Genomic DNA, 18,452 nt, shown 5'->3' with positions numbered 1-18,452 from the left:
ATGCGGTTACGTGCGCGCTTCTGCTCGGCCTGCAGCTGCGGCACCGTGGCCTCGACCCCGGCCAGCCGCGCTTCGGCACGCATCACATCCAGTTCATTACCCACTCCAGCGTCACGCAAACGCTCGGTCAGCGAGCGCGACTGGCGCTGGTTGTCGAGGTTGTCGGTGGCGATCCGCTCACGCAGCTGCGCGCCACGCAACTGCCCGTAGGCATCGACCAGCTCGGCGATCAGGCTCACCTGCAACTGCTGCAGATCCGCAGCGGCGGCCGCTTCCTGGGCGCGGCTGGCTTCGATCTGGCGCTGGATGCGGCCGAACAGGTCGATCTCCCAGGCCATGTCCAAGCCCAGGTCATAGCGCTCGCTGTTCACCCGGCGGTCGGTCTGGCCCGGAATCTGGCCTTTGCCCACCTCGCTGCTGGCGCGGCTGGTCACGGTCGGCACCTGATCCAGGCTGACCTCTTCGCGCAATGAGCGCGCCGCCTTCAAACGGGCGAAGGCCACCCGCAGATCACGGTTGCCGGCCAGCGATGCGCTGACCAGCTGGTTCAGCACCGGGTCATCGAACTGCCGCCACCAGGCGCTTTCGAAGCGTGCCCGGTCCAGGCGCTGGCCTTGCAGCTGTGCATCAAGCTGCGCCGGCGCGGTGTCCGGCGCCTTATAGTCCGGGCCCACGGCGCAGGCCGTCAGGGCCAGTGCCAACAGGCTCGGGGTCAGGGGTTTGAGCAGGTTCATGGGTGGCTCTCCAGCACGGCAGGGCGAGCGGCGGCCTTGCGCGCTTCGCGACGTTCGACGAAACGGCGGATCAGGAAGAAGAACACAGGGGTCAGGAACAGGCCGAACACGGTCACGCCGATCATCCCCGAGAACACCGCCACGCCCATGGCATGACGCATCTCCGCACCGGCACCGGACGACAGCACCAGCGGCACCACGCCCATGATGAAGGCGATCGACGTCATCAGGATCGGTCGCAAGCGCAGGCGACAGGCTTCCAGTACGGCGGCCAGCGGGTCGAGGCCTTCGGCCTGCTTGTCCTTGGCGAATTCGACGATGAGGATGGCGTTCTTGCACGCCAGGCCCACCAGCACGATCAGGCCGATCTGGGTGAAGATGTTGTTATCACTGCCTGCCAGCATCACCCCGGTGATCGCCGACAGCAGCGTCATCGGTACGATCAGGATCACTGCCAGCGGCAGGCTCCAGCTCTCGTATTGCGCCGCCAGCACCAGGAAGGCCAGCAGTACGCACAGCGGGAACACCAGCAACGCGGTGTTGCCGGAGAGGATCTGCTGGTAGGTCAGGTCAGTCCACTCGTACACCATGCCGTTGGGCAGCTCTTGCTTGAGCAGCCGTTCGATGGCGGCCTCGGCCTGGCCGGAACTGTAGCCCGGTGCTGCCGCGCCGTTGATTTCGGCGGTGATGAAGCCGTTGTAGTGCATCACCCGGTCCGGCCCTGAGGTGTCGCTGACCTTGAGGAAGGTCGCCAGCGGGATCATCTCGCCACGGTCATTACGCACTTTCAGCTGGCCGATCTGCTCGGCGTCGAGGCGGAACTGCTGCTCGGCCTGGACATTGACCTGGTAGGTGCGGCCGAAGCGGTTGAAGTCGTTGGCGTACAGCGAGCCCAGGTAGATCTGCAGGGTGTCGAAGATGTCGCTGATGGCGACGCCGTGGGTCTTGGCCTTTTCCCGATCGATGGCGGCATCGACCTGCGGCACATTCACCTGGTAGCTGGTGAACAGCCCGGCGAGTTCCGGCACGTTGTGGCTCTTGGCGATGATGTTCTGGGTTTCGCTGTACAGCGCCTCGTACCCCAGGTTGCCGCGGTCTTCGATCTGCAGGCGGAAGCCGCCGATGGTGCCCAGCCCCTGCACCGGTGGTGGCGGGAAGATGGCGATATAGGCGTCTTCGATGTCAGCGAACTGCGCGTTCAGCGCGGCCGCGATGGCGGCGGCAGACTGGCTCGGGTCCTTGCGTTCATCGAAGGGCTTCAACGGCGTGAACACCACGCCGCTGTTCGGGGTATTGGTGAAGCCGTTGATCGACAGGCCCGGGAAGGCCACCGAATCCGACACACCCGGCTGCTTGAGGGCGATCTCGCTCATGCGCTTGATCACCTCCTCGGTACGGTCAAGGCTGGCAGCGTCTGGCAACTGGGCAAAGGCCACCAGGTACTGCTTGTCCTGCGCCGGCACGAAGCCGGTCGGCGTCGAGGCAAAGCCCAGGTACGTCAGGCCCATCAGCCCTGCATAGAGGAACAGCGCAATGCCGCTGGAGCGGATCACCCGGCCCACGCCCGCCACGTAGCGCATCGAGGCGCGCTCGAAGAAGCGGTTGAACGGAGCGAACAGCCAACGGCCGAACAGGCGCTCGAGCAGCCGCGAGAAACGATCCTTGGGTGCGTGGTGTTCCTTGAGCAGCACGGCGGCCAGGGCCGGCGACAGGGTCAGCGAGTTGAACGCCGAGATCACCGTGGAGATGGCGATGGTCAGCGCAAACTGTTTATAGAACTGCCCGGTGAGTCCGGAAATGAACGCCGCCGGCACGAACACCGCGCACAGCACCAGGGCCGTGGCGATGATCGGCCCGGTGACTTCGCTCATGGCTTTCTGCGTGGCCTCCAGGGGCTTGAGGCCCAGGCCGATGTTGCGCTCGACGTTCTCCACCACCACGATCGCATCGTCCACCACGATGCCGATGGCCAACACCAGGCCGAACAGCGACAGCGCGTTGAGCGAGAAACCAAACAGGTGCATCACCGCGAAGGTCCCGATCAGCGACACGGGTACCGCCAGCAGCGGAATGATCGAGGCGCGCCAGGTCTGCAGGAAGAGGATCACCACCAGCACCACCAGGATCAGCGCTTCGAACAGCGTGTGCACCACCGCTTCGATGGAGCCACGGACGAACACGGTCGGGTCATAGACGATGCTGTAGTCCATGCCCTCGGGGAAATCCTTCTTCAGCTCGGCCATCTTCGCCCGCACTTCATCGGAGATGTCGATGGCGTTGGAGCCAGGGCGCTGGAAGATCGGGATGGCCACCGCAGGCTGGTTGTTGAGCAACGAGCGCAGGGCGTACTGGCTCGAACCCAGCTCGACGCGGGCGACGTCTTTCAAGCGAGTGATTTCGCCGTCGGCACCGGCGCGTACCACGATGTTCTCGAATTCCTCCTCATTGACCAGGCGGCCCTGGGTATTGACTGACAGCTGAAAGCTGGTTGCGCCCGGTGCAGGGGGTGCGCCCAGCTGGCCGGCCGCAACCTGACGGTTCTGCTCGCGAATGGCATTCACCACGTCGCTGGCAGTGAGGTTGCGCGAGGCGGTCTTGTTCGGGTCGAGCCAGACACGCAGCGAGTAGTCGCCCATGCCGAACAACTGCACATCGCCGATGCCGTTCAGGCGTGCCAGCTCGTCCTTGACGTTGAGCAAGGCGTAGTTGGACAGGTACAGCATGTCGTAGCGCTGATCCGGCGAGGTCAGGTGCACGACCATGGTCAGGTCGGGCGAGGCCTTGTCTACCGTGATGCCGATACGGGTGACCTCTTCCGGCAGCTTGGGCTGGGTGCGGGTCACGCGGTTCTGCACCTGGACCTGAGCATTGTCGAGGTCGGTGCCCAGGGCGAAGGTGATGGTCAGGGTGAGTTTGCCGTCAGCGGTGGACTGCGAGGACATGTAGAGCATGTTCTCGACCCCGGTGATGGCCTGCTCCAGGGGCGCGGCGACAGTCTCGCCGATGACCTTGGGGTTGGCGCCGGGGAAGTTGGCGCGCACAACTACGGTGGGCGGCACCACTTCCGGGTATTCGCTGATCGGCAGTTGGAACAGCGCGATGCTGCCGGCGATCAGCAGGATCAAGGACAGCACCGCGGCGAAGATCGGCCGAGTGATGAAGAAACGGGAGAAGTTCATGGGTGTGTGTCCTTAACCGCGAGGCGCGGAGGCGCTGGCCAGTTTGGCCGCGTCTTTGCCCGGGGTGGGTGTCGGCTGGCTCGCCTGCAGGGCTTGGCGCTGGCGGGCGAGGTTGGCCAGGGTGGCGTCGCTGGCCATCGGCGCGTCCTGCGGCGTGACCTGCGAGCCAGGCCGTACGCGTTGCAGGCCCTTGATGACGATCCGATCACCCTTGTGCAGGCCGCTGCGCACGATGCGCAGGCCTTCGAGTTTGGGGCCCAGCTCGACCGTGCGGTAGGCGGCGGTGTTGTCTTTATCCATCACCAGGACGAATTTCTTGCCCAGGTCCGTGCCTACCGCCTCGTCGTTGATCAGCACCGCGTCGTACTGGGCGCTGCCGACCAGCTTCAGGCGCGCATACAAGCCTGGCGTGAAGGCGCCGTCACGGTTGTCGAACACGGCGCGGCCGCGGATGGTGCCGGTGCGCGGGTTGACCTGGTTATCGACGAAGTTCATCTGCCCCAGGTGCGGGGTGTCGGCCTCGTTGCTCAAGCCCAGGTACACCGGGGTGGTTTGCCCGCGCTGGCCCTGGCGGGCGAGCTGGGTGTACTTGAGGTAGACGCGCTCGTCGGCGTCGAAATAGGCATAGACCTTGTCGGTGGAGACCAGGCTGGTCAGCGCGGTCACGTCAGCGGTGACGATGTTGCCAGCAGTGAACTGGGCACGTCCGGCGCGGCCGCTGATCGGCGCGGTGACGCGGGTGAAGCTCAGGTTCAAGCGCGCCAGGTCGAGCTGTGCCTGAATCGCCGCGACTCCGGCCTTGGCTTCGGCCGCCGCACTGGTGCGCGACTCGGCCAGTTCTGCGGAAATGGCATTGCTGTCACGCAGGCGCGCGCCGCGCTGAGCTTCGTTGTCGCTGCGGTTGGCGCTGGCGCGGGCCTGTTGCAATTGCGCCTCCAGGCGGCGTACTTCCGCTTGGAACGGGCGCGGATCGATCTGGAACAGCAGGTCACCTTGCTTGACCTGCGCGCCTTCGGTGAAGGCCACGCGGTCGATCTGCCCCGACACGCGCGGGCGCAGTTCGACCGTTTCCGGTGCTTCCAGGCGACCGGTGAATTCATCCCATTCATTGATCGGTTGCTCGATCACCTTGGCCACGGTGACTTTGGGCGCCGCCGGAGCCTGCGGCGCATCAGGCGCGCGGCCGCAGGCGCTGATCACCACCACGGCCAGGGCCGCAAGGGGGAAGCGCAAGGGGTTGAGTGGTCGTTGCATGGGGAATCCGCCAGTAACCGATAGAAAGTGGGCGGAGTGTGCGCGGGGCGGGTGAGGGCGGACGAATCGAATGGGGCGAAGGTTATTATCGATCTGAATGATGCAGGGTATGTCTGGACGGTTATGGTGGCGCAGCCCAGCGATAAAACCTTAAGGAAGACAGTGGCCGCGACCCGATATTGCTTCTGGATGATCGCGCCCTTACACGGACCGCATTCTATGGCTGGAATGATTGCTTTCGGCTAACCGCGCTCTTGTAGGAGCGGCCGGTCCGGCGCTCCGGTCAGCCGCCCCAATGGCGGCTACCCGTTCCTTCAGGTTGTCCGGTGGTGTCTGTATGGGGCCGGCTGCGCCGGCCATCGCGGCTGAAGCCGCTCCCACACAGACCGCATTCTATGGCTGGAATGATTGCTTCCGGCTAATCGCGCCCTTGTAGGATCGGCCGCTCCAACGTAGCAGGCCTGATTCAGGTACTGCGCAGGTCAGGCGACATCCACCAGCACGATCTCGCTGTCCTCGATCGCCGTGACCCGCAGCACAGGTTCCTGCTCCACGGCCACGCCATCGCGCGCATTGGCACGCAGGCCGTTGACCTCGATCAGGCCACGGGCGGGCACCAGATAGCCGCGCCGCCCGGTGTCCAGCACATATTCGGCAGTTTCCCCGGCACGCAGGGTCGCTGCAGCAAGGCGGGCATCAGCACGGATACGCAGCGCATCTTCATCACCTTCACGGCCGCTGGCCAGGGTCACGAAGCCTTCTCCGCGCTCTCCACGTGGAAACGGTCGGGTGCCCCAGGACGGCGCATCGCCACGTCGGTCAGGCATGATCCAGATCTGGAACAGGCGCACATCCACCGGATCGCTGTTCCATTCGCTGTGCGTGATGCCGGTGCCGGCGCTCATGACCTGCACGTCACCTGCTTCGGTCCGGCCCTTGTTGCCCAGGCTGTCTTCGTGGCTGATGGCGCCTTCACGAACATAGGTGATGATTTCCATGTCACGGTGCGGGTGCGCCGGGAAGCCGCTGCCGGCGGCGATCAGGTCATCGTTCCACACGCGCAGGTTGCCCCACTGCATGCGGGCCGGGTCATAGTACTCGGCGAAGGAGAAATGATGATGGGCATCGAGCCAGCCGTGGTTGGCGTAGCCGAGGCTTTCAAACGGGCGAAGTTGCAGCATGGCTGGCTCCTGGACAGGTGAGAATGGAGCCATGATGCACCGACTACTGATCGGAAAAAAGCGTAAATTTTGGCTGTAAATAATCGATATGTTCGATTGGTATACTGATGAACTTACCTGCAATTCATCGGCTAATACCCTGATCTCAAAGCGATCACTGGCACTTTCCTACAGATCCGGCGAACATGCCGCGCTGATTCACAGATCAAAGGAAGTCCACGTGTCCGACGAGTTCCCCGAGGTAGCGCCTGAACTGGCTCCGCCGGCCCAACTGCCCTGGTTGCGCCGCCTCACGGCGCGGCTGCTCGGCCGGGGGCTGAGCGGGCTCAAGGCGCAGCACCGCGACTCGTGGTTCCTGGGCCATGCCAACGGCCAACGCAGCGGCCACACCCAGGGCACGCGCGAGGGCTTCGAGCAGGGCCGGGTCGAGGGCTTCGAGGCTGGGCGTCAGGTACTGGTGATCCGCGACGAGCGTGACCCCACTCCAGGCGTGCCGGGCCAGGACCTCAACCTGTTCGAGGACTGGCGCCTGCCGCTGGCTGCCGACCTGAAAAAACGCTTCAAGGCCGACGTCGCCGCGCGGCTGCCGGCCACCGCCCAGCCAAGCGCGGCGCAATGGAAGCTGATCTTCAGTGATACGCCTTCAACGTGCGTAGTGGCCGGTGCCGGCGCGGGCAAGTCGACGTCCCTGGTCCTGCGCTTGTTGCTGCTGCACCGTTACCTGGGCTTCGAGCTCGATGCCATGACCGTGGTGACCTTTACCCGCGAGTCGCGCAAGGACTTCATCAAACGCCTGTTGCACGTATTCGGTCTGTGGCAGATCAACCTCAACCAAGCGCAAGCACGCGAGCTGGTGCGCACCTTTCACTCGCGCATCCTGCCGTGGGTCCGCAGCCTGCCGGGTTTCGGCCAACTGCGCGCCTTCGAAACGCTGGGCAACGACCTGGCCGAAGGCCGCGAGCAGGACGCTGACAGCAACCCGTTCGACCTGCGCCTGAATGACGCCCAGCGCCAGCAGATGAACCTCTGCTACCGCGACCTGCTGCACGGTAGCCCGCGCTTTGCCGAACTGATCGGCGAGATGCGCCGAGAGGCGTTGCAGCTCAAGCCGCTGGACCCCGATCACCCGGATGTGCAGAAGCGTGTGCAGGTGACGCAACTGGCGGCCGCGCGTGATGAAGAGCTGTGCGATGTGATCGAGGACCTGTGGTTTGCCGCCGGCGCCTGGCCGATCCAGGGCATCGAGCCGTGCCGCGAGACCGTGCAGATCCGCGGCAGCACCTTCCATGTGCATGGCCGGCTGGAGGGGCTGGATGCCTGGGTGATGCTGGGTTTCGATCCTGCCGAGAGCGCGCAGTATCAACGTCCGGGGGCCAAGCTGGCGGTCCGCGCGGAGTGGGCCGTCAAGCGCACCCTGTTTCAAGCTTTCTGCGATAAGCCTCTGATTTGGCTGGATAACTATGCCTCAGCCAGGCGCCTGGCGGCGTCGTTGGCGGATGATGCGGTGGCGGGGCCCGGTTTCGAGTTCAAGGTCAAGGGGGAGTTGGCGGCTGCCCCTTTGCTCGATGCCTTCATTGGCGCCAGCAACTTCATCGAGAACCTGGGTCTGGACGTCAATGCGGCCGTCGCCGCTCTGCGTTTCCCACCGGGCGACAGCGATGCGCTGTTCTTCGAAGCCCTGGCGCTGTACAGCCAGGCGCTGGAAAGCCACTTGCTGCAACAGTCGCCGCCGGTGATGAGCTACAACCGCATGTTCGCGCTGTTCAGCGAGCGCAATCCGGAGAACCTGCGCCTGCTGCCCGATCCGCTATTGCGCCCGCTCGCGCACCTGATGATCGACGAGTTCCAGGATGTGTCGCCACAGATCGTCAGCTGGCTGCGCGCCAGCCTGGCGGAAATCCGTCGCCGTGGGCCGCAGCTGCACATCGGGCGCAACGCGCAGCATTCCTCGCTGATGTGCGTGGGCGATGACTGGCAGTCGATCTACGGCTGGCGGGGCAGTTCACCGACTTTTTTCATGGCGTTTACCAAAACCTTCCTGTCGCCCAGCCATACCCGCGTGATGCTGGTCGAAAACTACCGCAGCCAGCAGGCGATCATCGACGCGGCTGAGCATCTGGTGCGTGGCACGCCCGCCATCGCGGGCAAGAAGGCGACGGCCGGCGGCCCTGCAGCAGCGCTTGCGCTGAGCCCGGTGGTGGTGGTCGACCGCGACGAGGCCGCGCTGGGCGCCGCCCTGAGCCGACACTACGCCGCAGGCGAAAGCGTCATGATGTTGTTTCGAAGAGGTGTCGATAAGTCATTGATTTCGGAGCATATCAGCTCAGTAATCGAGGCCGATTCAGCGCTTCCTCCCGCACAACGTCGGCTGCGCCAGCTGACCTATCACAGCGCCAAAGGGCTGCAGGCGGATGCCGTGTTCATGTTGGGCGATTGCGTGTACCCGACCAGCTCACCCTACAAGAATCAGGTGTATCGCCTCGCAGGGCTTGGGCGCGCCGGGGATGCGCAGGCGTTCGATACGGCGCAGAAGGACGAAGTCCAGCGGCTGGCGTATGTCGCCATCACCCGCGCTGTGCGCCAGTGCTACTGGCATGTGGAAAAGCCGGCGGCAGACGCCGTGAAGGTACCGCGGGCGTCGAGCCAGGTGCAGGGTGAGAAGCCGTTCTTCGATGATCAGCGCACGCTCTAGTGCGGTGTGGCCGAGCACCGCACGCGTCAGGGCACGCAGTCGAACCCCTGGCTGATCAGAAGTAGTACGGCACTTTCAGGCTGAAGGTGAAGTCGGGTGCGTCGTCAGTCAGGCCGATGGCGAGGTTGGGCACGATGGTCAGGCTGTCGCCCGCCGCCAGGGTCATGCCGACGTTGAAGTAGGCGGCACTGGCGTCGCTGCTCTTGACGTCGGTCCACTCGCCGCCATTCTCCTTGATGCGCGAGCGCCGGGCAATGAGGTCCGACACCGAGAACGACATCGACATCTTCTCGTTCAGGGCGAACGCAACCCCCGCGCCGATCTGGAAGCTGTCGCCGATCTTCACCTTGCCCGGGGTTTTCTGGTTGACCGTCGAGCTGATGTCGTCGAACGATTCCTCAAAGGTGTGGGTGTAGGCCAAGCTGCCGAAGATCACCGCCGGGTCGTAGGTCTTGACCAGCGAAATGCCTGGCGTGATCGACCACACGCCGTTGCCGGTGGGCAGGTCTTCGGGGTAGGTGAGGCTGTCGTTCTGAGTGTCGCGCAACAGCTTGATGCCGAACGGGTCTTTGCCGGTCGGCGCCTTGACACGCAGGCTGACCACCGCATCCGGGCTGTTCTCGGACTCGTCGAGGAACTTGTAGGCCACCCCGGCGTTGACGTCGCCGATGGTCGGGTCGCGGGTCACGGTTCGTTCTGAAACGCCCTGGGCATTGCCGCCCACGCCACCGGACTGGTACGTCGACTCGCGGTACACCACCGGTACGTTGACGTCGAACTGCCAGCGCTGGTCGAGGTTGTAACGGCCGGTGAGGTCGAGGGTCCAGTTGTCGGCCTTGATGCGGTCCAGGTTGATGTTGCCCAGGAAGATCGAGTCCAGGGCCAGGAAGCCGTTGAGGATCAATTGACGGGTATCGTAGCGCGCATAGGTCACGCCGGTTTCCAGGCTGAAACGACCGCCGCCGAAGAAGCCACTGGCTTCGTCGTAGAGGTTGGACACGCTCTGCGCCGGCTGCGAGTCGTCCTGCAACGACTGCCCGTAAGACGAACCACTTGTGTTGGTCGCGCCTGCGGCACCTGGCGCACCAGCATTGGCTGCCACGGCTTGACCGCTGCGCGGTTGTGAGGCCGGGGAACGGGTCAGGCGCTTGGGCGCGGGGACGGCCGGTTGCTCTTCGACCTGACGGACACGTTGCTCAAGCACCATCAGGGCTTGCTGTTGCGATTCATAGCGCTGTTTGAGGGCCATCAGCTCTGCCTTGAGCGCCTCCACCTGGGGATCGGTGGCTGCGTACAACAGCGTGGATGGCACCAGGGTTCCCAGGCAGACGACTGCCTTGAATGACAACGATCGGTGCATGGTTGGCCGTCCCTTCCTACTGCATGTGAAATTGAGACGAAGCGTAGATCAATATCCTGAAATACGTAGGCCCTTGAGTTGGTCCAGATTACAGTTCAGGGCCCCGGCTGAAGGCAGGTTGTCACGCAGCACCACGTTGAGCTGAGTCATGTTGCTGACGGCATTGTTGCCACCGAGCAAGGTGGTGCTTTGCAACAGGCCGCCATCGGCCAGCCGCTGCAGGCTGGCGCCCTGATTATTGTTCGCCTGGATGGCCATCTGCAGGCCATTGCCGCTGTTGCTGACGCTCAAGCTGCCGGCATTGTTGCTGCCGCTGAGGGTGCTACCGGCGGCCAGGACCTGGCCTTGCGGCGTGGTCAGGTCAGGGGCCTGACTGGCTTCGCGTACGTTGATGGCGACGTCGTTGTAAGCGCTGTTGCTGTCGCCGGCCGCGCGTACTGACTGGGTCACGCCCTGCACGGCGCCATTGAGGCCAGCGCCACCCTGCACCTGGCCGGTGCCATGGCCCGGTGCCTGACCGGTGCCGTTTTCGCCGTTGATCGACACATAGAACTGCGGTTTGATGACGTTTTGCTGCACCTGCAGGGTGGTAGTGGCACCGATGCGATCGCCTGCAGCGTTTTGCCAGGTGCTGCTCATGACCACGCCGAAGCTGATGATCCGCCCCGGCATGACATATTTACCTCGCAGCTGTGCCAGTTCCTGATCCTTGATCTCCACAGGCTTGAACAGTTGTGCATGCGCAGGGAGGCTGGTCGCAAGGCAGGCTGCGACCAGCCAGATACGGGTATTCATCGCTGCTCCCCGGGGTTCGGGCCCCTGTTTCATTAGAAGAAGTCGCTCTGGATGAAACCGAATTCCATCAACTGCGCATCCTCGACCGGGTAGAAGCCGTCGACGCGGCCTTTGACGGTCAGAGGGGCAGGTGGGTCGAGCAGGGCGTTAGCCTTGTCGTAGCCCGGCCCGATGACGGCGAAGATGATGCCGTTCCAGCCTTTGACGAAATCATCGAATTTGTAACGTTTGTGGCCCAGGACCGGGTCGCCGACATACGCCCAGCCCTTGTCCACGCGCTGCAGTACCACGAAGTGCTTGTAGCCACGAATGTCCATGAGCACCACCACGGGAATGGTGATGCGCGCCAGGCTCTCAGGTTCGACCCGGTAACCGCGGGCGCGCATGCCAATGCCCTCGACGTAGCGCTTCATGTCGAGCATCGAGAAGCCCTGGACCTTGACCGAATCCTGGTCCGACTCGGCCAGCATGCCCTCGATCACCTGGTGTTCGGTGACGTCGAGCCAATAGGCTTGCTTGAGGACGGTGGCCAGGGCCGCGGCACCGCAGCTGAAATCGGTTTTCTGTTGCACCAGGTCGGCGAAGCGCCGCTCCCGCACACTCTGCACAGTCTTGTAGACGACAGCGCCGCCAGGCAGGGCCGCGATCGGCATCTGGGCGGCTTCGATGACGGCAGACACGCACAGCAGGGCGGCCAGCAGGACTACGCGCATGAACACTTCTCCAGCGACCGCTGCAGACAGCGAAAAAAGGCCCCGAAGGGCAGATGCGAATCGGTGACGCTCTCAAGCGTCGCGGGTCCATCCACTCCCACAGCTGACGCGCAGTGCGTTTCGCTTGTATTCCAGGCCTTGCGCAGCCTGTAGGGGTGGATGTGACCGCGAGCGGTCTGGCGTCTTACATGCAGGCCTTGCAACCTGCGGCGATCGACAGTGAGTTGCTCTGCTGGTTGCCAGAGCCGGCCGAGACGTTGGCACCGACGTTGCCCGACACGCCATTGAGCGAGTTGTTCAGGCTGGCAGTGTTGGTGACCGGGTTACGCCAGCCGGTAGGGGTCAGCACCTGGTAGGAATTGGAGCCTGCCAGATCGATGGTGCCTTGCTCTTTCAGCTGGACTGGCATTTTGTAGTAGCCAGCGTCCACGGTGCCCGAAGAGGTACCTTTGTAGGTGCCGGTCGTGGTGGTGGCGTTGGTGAGGGTGGTCACTTCCTGGCTGCGATCGGCACGGTTTTCCACGTTCAGACCCTGTACGGTCTGGTTGGCGCCCGCTGCCGCCACTGCGACACGACCACCGGAAACGGCGATGGCGAGGTTGTTTTTCTGCTGATTGAAGTCGCCGGCGCTGACGTTCACGCCGATGTTGCCCGAGCTGCCGTTGGCCGAGTTCGACAGGCTGGCGTTGTTGGACGCCGAGCGGTTGAGCACGTTGTTGCCGCTGTTGAGCTGGGTGGCGGTGGACAGGGCCACGGCGCTGCCGAAGATGAAGCTTTCATCGGCGGTGGCGATGGCGGCGACGTTGTCTTGCTGGTTGCCCGAACCACCGGCGGTGTTGGCGCCCAGGTTGCCTTGCGAGCCGTTGGCCGAACTTTCCATGCGGGCATCGTTGCGCGTGCCCTGGTTCAGGCTGGCGTTGTCACCGTTGCTCTGGGTGTCGGTCACGGTGGCAGCAGCGCCGGAGTTGACCAGCAGTTGCAGCAGGGTGTCGTTGTTATTGTTGTTCGAGTTGCCAGTGCGGGTATCTGCCTGTGCAGCCACTGCCATGACCGCAGCGAGGGCGAATACCAGAGGTTTGAGTGCCAGTGTTGGTTTCATGGTGTTTCTCCGCGTGTTTGTCGTTAAGTGTGAGGTGTGTCGTGTTGTGGTTTTTTTGTGACTCGGGTCAGTCTGCAACCCGGACGCTCAGGGTGTTTGCCATGCGGTTGCCCACCCCGGCGCTCTGATTCAACTGAACCACCCCGCGACTGCCGGTGAAGGCCTGGTCACTGGTCGTAACCTGGCGGCTGCCCGGTACGTGGTCCGTTGCGTCGGAGCCGTTGGCCAGCGTGACGGTCTGCTGGCTGAGAATGCTGTCGTCGATGCCTTGCGCGATGGCGCTGATGCCGATCCTTACGCTATTGGCCTGTTGGGTAGCGGCGCCGGCAGACTGGTTGACGCCGAGCAAGCCGCTGCCATTGCTGAATGCGCTGCCGGTGATCGCAGCACTGGCGTCACGGGCCGGGTTGGCCTGCCAGTCGCTGCGCTGGTGTACGTCGGTGCGGGCGCTGGCGCTGTGACCGATGGCCACAGCACGGGTGTTGGCTTGCTGTATGGCGTCGCCAGCGGCCTGGTTGATCGTCAGGTTGCCTTTAAAGGCTTGGCCGCTGCCGTCGATGCGGGCGTTGTCTACTACCGGGGAGGCCGCCAGGACGGGGCCTGCGGTCAACGCCAGGCAGAGCACGGACATTGAGTGGATGCGCATCTCATTGCCCCCGGGTCAGGATTTGCAGAGGCGCCAGACCACGCTGCACGCTCTGGTTGACCGTGTTGGCCACGCCGCCACCGGTGCCAGCAGCCCCGGCACCGGAGCCGCCGCCGACACCGGGCAGTTGGCCTTGTACCGAGTTCATGCCGCGCAGATTGCCATTGGTGTCGGGGGTGAACACCCGGTTGACGGTCGAGCCGCTGGCGACCGAGGCGAAGTCGCCGTCGCTGAGCTCGTTGGTCTGCGCCAGGACCCGCTGCGAAGGGTTGGTGTTGACGGTGGTCGGGTATGGGTCCGGGGCGCCGGTGCGGCGAATCGCCGGGCGGGCTTGAACGTCGCGATTGATCACGATCACCCCATTGCCTGCCGCCAGTGCCGGCAGTGGCAATGCGCTGCCCGTGACGCTTGCGAGCAGGAGCAGAGCAGGCAGTGTGCTGGTGGCAATCCTCACGGCGTTCTCCCTGTGTTGCAGTGGCCTTGCGGCGTTGCGGGGGAGATAGCAGGAGCTGTGCCGCTTTTTGAAAAGGCCTTTGAATCAGAGACTTAGGGGATTACAGCGAGATGCCTGGCCCTGAAGTGTTTCATCACTGATACACAGAGGCGCTGGATCAGCCCTGCAAGGCCTTGGCACGGGGCTCTCCGCGCAACGCGGGTTGGCTGTATCACGGCTGATACAGTCTCGGCCTTGACCCGGCCCGCTGAGCAATGGCGCGGGCCGCGGCAAAGGGGGGTGTTTCACCGGCTTAACACTGGGACGGTTCTAGCGGTCGCCTTTCAGCAAGCGTTGCACCGCCGTGAACACCGCCTCTCGCCGCTGCTCCCACGCGCCTTCAACGACCTGTACGGGACGCTGATGAGCGTTCAGCCAGTCCAGACTGTCGGTGAAAAAACGCTGACGCTCACTGAGCAGGGGCTGGCAGCGCATGCCGTCGCCGACCCAGTCCACGCCTTCGGGGCGCAGCAGCAGGTGCAGATCGTAATGACGGGCGAGCAGGGCGCGTTCAAGCCAGGCGGGGCAGTCCGCGAACAGTGTCCGGCTCCAGAGGATGTTGCTCAGCAGGTTGGTATCGAGCACCAGCAACTGCGGGGCTTGCTGGCGGGCGTCGTCCTCCCAGTCAAGCTGGCCCTGGGCGATGGCGGGAATGTCGGCATAGCAGGTATCGCGTTGCGTCTGCTCGATGAAGTGGCGCACGTATTCACTGACCACCACGGCGCCAAAGCGCGTGCGCAGCTCCCCGCTGAGCCAGCTCTTGCCGCTCGATTCCGGTCCGCACAGCACCACGACCTTCATGCCGCCACCAGCGCAGGATCACGTCGCCATTCAAGGAACCCGCGCACCGCAATCAGGGTGAACAGGGCATACAGGGCAGCCGTGAGATACAGGCCCTTGTAAAGGAACAGGCCGACGAAAATCACATCCAGCACCACCCACAGTGCCCAGCATTGCAGGCGTTTCTGCGCCATCCACAGTTGCGCAACCAGGCTGAAGGCCGTCAGTGCCGCATCCAGCCAGGGCTGTGCGGCATCGGTCCAGTGCGCCATCGCGGCGCCCAGGCCCAGGCTCGCCAGCAGGCCGACGCCCAGCCCGGACCAGACTGCCGGCGACGTCAGGCGGCTGACGTGCCGCGCATCGGCAGGGCGGCCTGGGCGCGTCCACTGCCACCAGCCATAGAGCTGCAGCACGGCGTAGACCAGTTGCAGGAGCATGTCCGAATACAGCTTCACTTCGTAGAAGATCCAGCTGTACAGCACCACCATCACCAGCCCGATGGGCCAGCACCAAGGGTTCTGTTTGACCGTGAGCCACACGGCAATGACGCCGAGTGCGGCGGCGAACAGTTCGAGGCCGGACATCGGCGTTCCTGTACCAGGTAAGAAGGGCGGCGATTGTAACCCGATGTACACACAATGCCACTGCCTGCTATGGGCGTCACACAGTGGTAGGAATTAGATGAAACCTTTGAGCCAGTGAACTTTTCCGCTGGCGCTGCCACCAACGGTCGCTGTAAAAAGGCGCGTTTTGACTGCAATGCTGCGCGGTTGAATGAGTGGCCGCCCCCTGTTGGCCCTCACGGTACACCCTACCGACGGGCAAGCGCAGTGCGCGGTAAGCGGTTTGGCCGAACAGTCAGCGCTTGCCCAACTGCTATCGACGGCTGCAACCGCTGACACGTTTTTTTGGAGGATGGATGGATCTTTGGAGTGCCGCTCAGGCAATCATTCTGGGCATTGTCGAAGGGCTTACCGAGTTCCTGCCTATTTCCAGCACCGGTCACCAGATCATCGTCGCCGACCTGATCGACTTCGGCGGTGAACGCGCTATGGCGTTCAACATCATCATTCAGCTCGGCGCCATCCTGGCGGTGGTGTGGGAGTTTCGCCGCAAGATCCTCGACATCGTGGTTGGCCTGCCCACTCAAGCGCCGGCTCGCCGGTTCACCCTCAACCTGCTGATCGCCTTCATGCCGGCGGTAGTGCTCGGGGTGATCTTCGCCGACCTGATTCACCACTACCTGTTCAACCCCATCACCGTGGCGGCTGCTCTGGTGCTGGGCGGCGTGATCATGCTCTGGGCCGAGCGGCGCGAGCACCGCATCGAAGTCGAGCATGTCGACCAGATGCGCTGGACGCACGCCCTGAAAATCGGCTTCGTGCAATGCCTGGCGATGATTCCGGGCACCTCACGCTCGGGTTCGACCATCATCGGCGGGCTGCTGTTTGGCCTGTCACGCAAGGCCGCCACCGAGTTCTCTTTTTTCCTGGCCATGCCCACCATGGTCGGTGCGGCGGTGTATTCGGGCTACAAGTACCGTGACCTGTTCCAGCCCGCAGACTTGCCCGTGTTTGCCCTGGGCTTCGTGGTGTCGTTCATCTTCGCCATGATCGCCGTTCGCGCACTGCTCAAGTTCATCGCCAACCACAGCTACGCCGTGTTCGCCTGGTACCGGATCGTGTTTGGCTTGCTGATCCTGGCGACCTGGGAGTTCGGCTGGGTCGACTGGTCGACGGCGAGCGCCTGACATGCCAGCACCTCGGCACATTCAGCATCTGCCGCTGAAACTGGCGCTGTTTGCCGCGCTGTGCGTGATACCCGCTCTGGGCGCGGCGCATGTTGCCGCCAGTGGCGCGGGTTGGGCAAGGTGGGTGCTGATGGCGTATCCCCTCGCCAGTCTGCTGAGCCTGCTGCTGTACTGGCGTGACAAACATCAGGCCCGGGTACAAGGCCAGCGTATCCCGGAAAAAGTCCTGCACCTGAGCGAGTTGTGTGGCGGCTGGCCGGGCGCTTTGCTGGCGCAGCAGCTACTGCGGCACAAGACGCGGAAGCTGTCGTATCAGGTGGTGTTCTGGGTGATCGTGGCGTTGCATCAGGCACTGTGGTCTGTGCCGCTCTGGGCAAGCGTTCATTGATGGTGTTCTATCGGGCACAACGCAGCGCTTGAATCAGGGCGGCGCAGCCGACCCAATACAGGCAAAACTGACGCAGTTGATAAACCACCCCATGGATCGGATTTGCACCAAATGACCGTCGACCCCTAAAAAGTCCATGGGTCACCAGGTTCCGTCCGACTGCAAAAAAGCGATCAGGCTTGATTTGCACCCTGACCAACGCAGCGCCTAGAGCAGCAATCCCACCTGCTGGCGCTTGGGTAGCCTGCGCACCACCAACTGATGAGAACGCCGGAGCAGGTCTGTCAGTTCCTCGCGCCCCAAGGCATAGGGTGGCGCGACACTGATCCACTGCGCGCGCGCGAGATACGGTGCCGGCCTTACTCCGGGCCGATCGACGTAGCCGAGAAACAGCTCAGCGTCGACCTTGAACGACAACCCCGCGCCGGCCAGATCCTGTACCGCAAACATCTTGTTGCCGGGCAGGCAGAACACCCGTACACCGCCCCACTTGTAGTCCTCGGTGGCGCCTGGGAGGCTCAGGCAATACTGCGCCGCCTGTTCAGGCAGCAATGGCGACTCAGACATAACGCTCTCCACAGACCTCGAACGAGGCCGCCAAGTGATCGATCCAGGCGCGCACCGCCGGCAGCAACCCGCGACGGTGCGGATACACCGCTTGCAGCCAGCCCTCGGGTAATGACCAGTCGGGCAGCAGGCGTACCAGCTCGCCGCGCGCCAGCTCCTCTTCGCAGAACAGACTGGGCAGCGCGGTAAAGCCCAGGCCGGCACGCACCGCTGCGTTACGCATGACAAAATCATCCACCGCCAGACGCGGCTCCAGTGCCAGGTGGTGCTGGCCACCGTCACGGTGCAACAAGCGCAGGTGCACCAGCCGGTCGGCGTCAACCGCACCGAGTATCGGCAGGTTGACCAGTTGTGTGGGCTCGCTGACCTGGTCCGCAAAACCTGGCGCGGCCACCAGTTGCATCTGCGCCTGGGCCAGACGTCGGGTAACCAGCGCCGGGTCTTCATCGCCCGGGTCGCGCACGCGCAGGGCCACATCGATGCCCTCGGCAATCAGGTCCACGCGGCGGTTGATCAGCACCATGTCGAGCTGCACCTGCGGGTACTGGGCCAGAAAGCGGCGGATGATGTCGGGCAGAAAGGCGTGCGCCAGTGCGACCGGACACGACACCCGCAGGCGCCCGCGTGGCTCGCTGCTCATGCTCGCCACCACCTCGTCGGCCGCGTCGGCCTCCAGCAGCATGGCCTGGCAGTGGTGCAGGTAGCGCTCGCCCACGGCGGTCAGCTTCAACTGCCGGGTGGTGCGCTGCAGCAGGCGCGTGCCCAGACGCTCCTCCAGCTCGGCGATGCGCCTGGACAGCCGCGACTTGGGGACGCCCAAG

17 protein-coding genes are annotated in these 18,452 nt (G+C 63.9%); 3 read left to right on the top strand and 14 right to left on the bottom strand.

The genetic code is table 11. From position 1 onward, the window contains the following. The 4 genes from RT028_RS15750 to RT028_RS15735 form a co-directional block, all read right to left on the bottom strand. Nucleotides 1-734 (bottom strand): TolC family protein (locus RT028_RS15750; RefSeq protein ID WP_312936051.1); only part of this gene is annotated, 734 nt, incomplete at its 3' end. Then, nucleotides 731-3,913, bottom strand: a complete 3,183-nt coding sequence (locus tag RT028_RS15745; protein WP_312936050.1) for an efflux RND transporter permease subunit — start codon at nucleotides 3,911-3,913, stop codon at nucleotides 731-733. The genes RT028_RS15745 and RT028_RS15750, both read right to left, overlap by 4 nt. Before the next feature lie 12 nt (nucleotides 3,914-3,925). Next, entirely contained in the window at nucleotides 3,926-5,167 is a 1,242-nt protein-coding gene (gene mexE / locus RT028_RS15740; protein WP_312936049.1) for a multidrug efflux RND transporter periplasmic adaptor subunit MexE, read from the bottom strand. A gap of 482 nt (nucleotides 5,168-5,649) precedes the next feature. Further along, complete coding sequence (locus RT028_RS15735) at nucleotides 5,650-6,348, bottom strand: pirin family protein (RefSeq protein ID WP_312936048.1); 699 nt, start codon at nucleotides 6,346-6,348, stop codon at nucleotides 5,650-5,652. Nucleotides 6,349-6,568: 220 nt separating this feature from the next. Between RT028_RS15735 and RT028_RS15730 the strand changes: the two genes are divergently transcribed. Beyond that, nucleotides 6,569-9,040: a UvrD-helicase domain-containing protein gene (locus RT028_RS15730; protein WP_312936047.1), complete on the top strand. Its 2,472-nt coding sequence runs from the start codon at nucleotides 6,569-6,571 to the stop codon at nucleotides 9,038-9,040. Between the two features lie 55 nt (nucleotides 9,041-9,095). Here RT028_RS15730 and RT028_RS15725 read toward each other — a convergent pair whose 3' ends face one another. From RT028_RS15725 to pnuC, 8 genes are all read right to left on the bottom strand, one after another. Beyond that, nucleotides 9,096-10,400, bottom strand: coding sequence for a transporter (locus RT028_RS15725; RefSeq protein ID WP_312936046.1), 1,305 nt, complete (start codon nucleotides 10,398-10,400; stop codon nucleotides 9,096-9,098). 48 nt (nucleotides 10,401-10,448) lie between these two features. Continuing rightward, nucleotides 10,449-11,195 (bottom strand): hypothetical protein, encoded by a 747-nt coding sequence (locus tag RT028_RS15720; protein ID WP_312936045.1) that lies wholly within the window; start codon nucleotides 11,193-11,195, stop codon nucleotides 10,449-10,451. 32 nt (nucleotides 11,196-11,227) lie between these two features. After that, nucleotides 11,228-11,908, bottom strand: coding sequence for a C39 family peptidase (locus RT028_RS15715; RefSeq protein WP_312936044.1), 681 nt, complete (start codon nucleotides 11,906-11,908; stop codon nucleotides 11,228-11,230). 184 nt (nucleotides 11,909-12,092) lie between these two features. After that, nucleotides 12,093-13,007, bottom strand: a complete 915-nt coding sequence (locus tag RT028_RS15710; protein ID WP_312936043.1) for a heme utilization protein — start codon at nucleotides 13,005-13,007, stop codon at nucleotides 12,093-12,095. Nucleotides 13,008-13,074: 67 nt separating this feature from the next. Then, nucleotides 13,075-13,638, bottom strand: coding sequence for an adhesin (locus tag RT028_RS15705; RefSeq protein WP_312936042.1), 564 nt, complete (start codon nucleotides 13,636-13,638; stop codon nucleotides 13,075-13,077). A gap of 16 nt (nucleotides 13,639-13,654) precedes the next feature. Beyond that, nucleotides 13,655-14,107, bottom strand: a complete 453-nt coding sequence (locus tag RT028_RS15700; RefSeq protein WP_312936041.1) for a hypothetical protein — start codon at nucleotides 14,105-14,107, stop codon at nucleotides 13,655-13,657. 309 nt (nucleotides 14,108-14,416) lie between these two features. After that, nucleotides 14,417-14,947, bottom strand: coding sequence for an AAA family ATPase (locus RT028_RS15695; protein ID WP_312936040.1), 531 nt, complete (start codon nucleotides 14,945-14,947; stop codon nucleotides 14,417-14,419). Beyond that, entirely contained in the window at nucleotides 14,944-15,510 is a 567-nt protein-coding gene (gene pnuC / locus RT028_RS15690; RefSeq protein ID WP_312936039.1) for a nicotinamide riboside transporter PnuC, read from the bottom strand. Before pnuC ends, RT028_RS15695 begins: the two co-directional genes overlap by 4 nt. Nucleotides 15,511-15,845: 335 nt before the next feature. Here pnuC and RT028_RS15685 point away from each other — a divergent pair, with 335 nt between their 5' ends. Both RT028_RS15685 and RT028_RS15680 read left to right on the top strand, forming a co-directional pair. Continuing rightward, nucleotides 15,846-16,676, top strand: coding sequence for an undecaprenyl-diphosphate phosphatase (locus RT028_RS15685; RefSeq protein WP_312936038.1), 831 nt, complete (start codon nucleotides 15,846-15,848; stop codon nucleotides 16,674-16,676). Between the two features lie 130 nt (nucleotides 16,677-16,806). Next, nucleotides 16,807-17,064 (top strand): DUF1294 domain-containing protein, encoded by a 258-nt coding sequence (locus RT028_RS15680; RefSeq protein WP_409567274.1) that lies wholly within the window; start codon nucleotides 16,807-16,809, stop codon nucleotides 17,062-17,064. 207 nt (nucleotides 17,065-17,271) lie between these two features. On the opposite strand, the gene RT028_RS15675 is transcribed toward RT028_RS15680, so the two are convergent. Together RT028_RS15675 and RT028_RS15670 are read right to left on the bottom strand one after the other, a co-directional pair. After that, on the bottom strand, nucleotides 17,272-17,631 hold the full coding sequence (locus tag RT028_RS15675; protein ID WP_312936036.1) for an MmcQ/YjbR family DNA-binding protein: 360 nt from the start codon (nucleotides 17,629-17,631) through the stop codon (nucleotides 17,272-17,274). Beyond that, the coding region (locus RT028_RS15670) for a LysR substrate-binding domain-containing protein (protein ID WP_312936035.1) at nucleotides 17,624-18,452 on the bottom strand (829 nt) is incomplete at its 5' end. The genes RT028_RS15675 and RT028_RS15670, both read right to left, overlap by 8 nt.

The organism is Pseudomonas sp., from assembly GCF_032058845.1.
Lineage (GTDB): Bacteria > Pseudomonadota > Gammaproteobacteria > Pseudomonadales > Pseudomonadaceae > Aquipseudomonas.
Note: the sequence above shows the minus strand (reverse complement) of the source record. Positions and strands in the feature narration are given on the sequence as shown.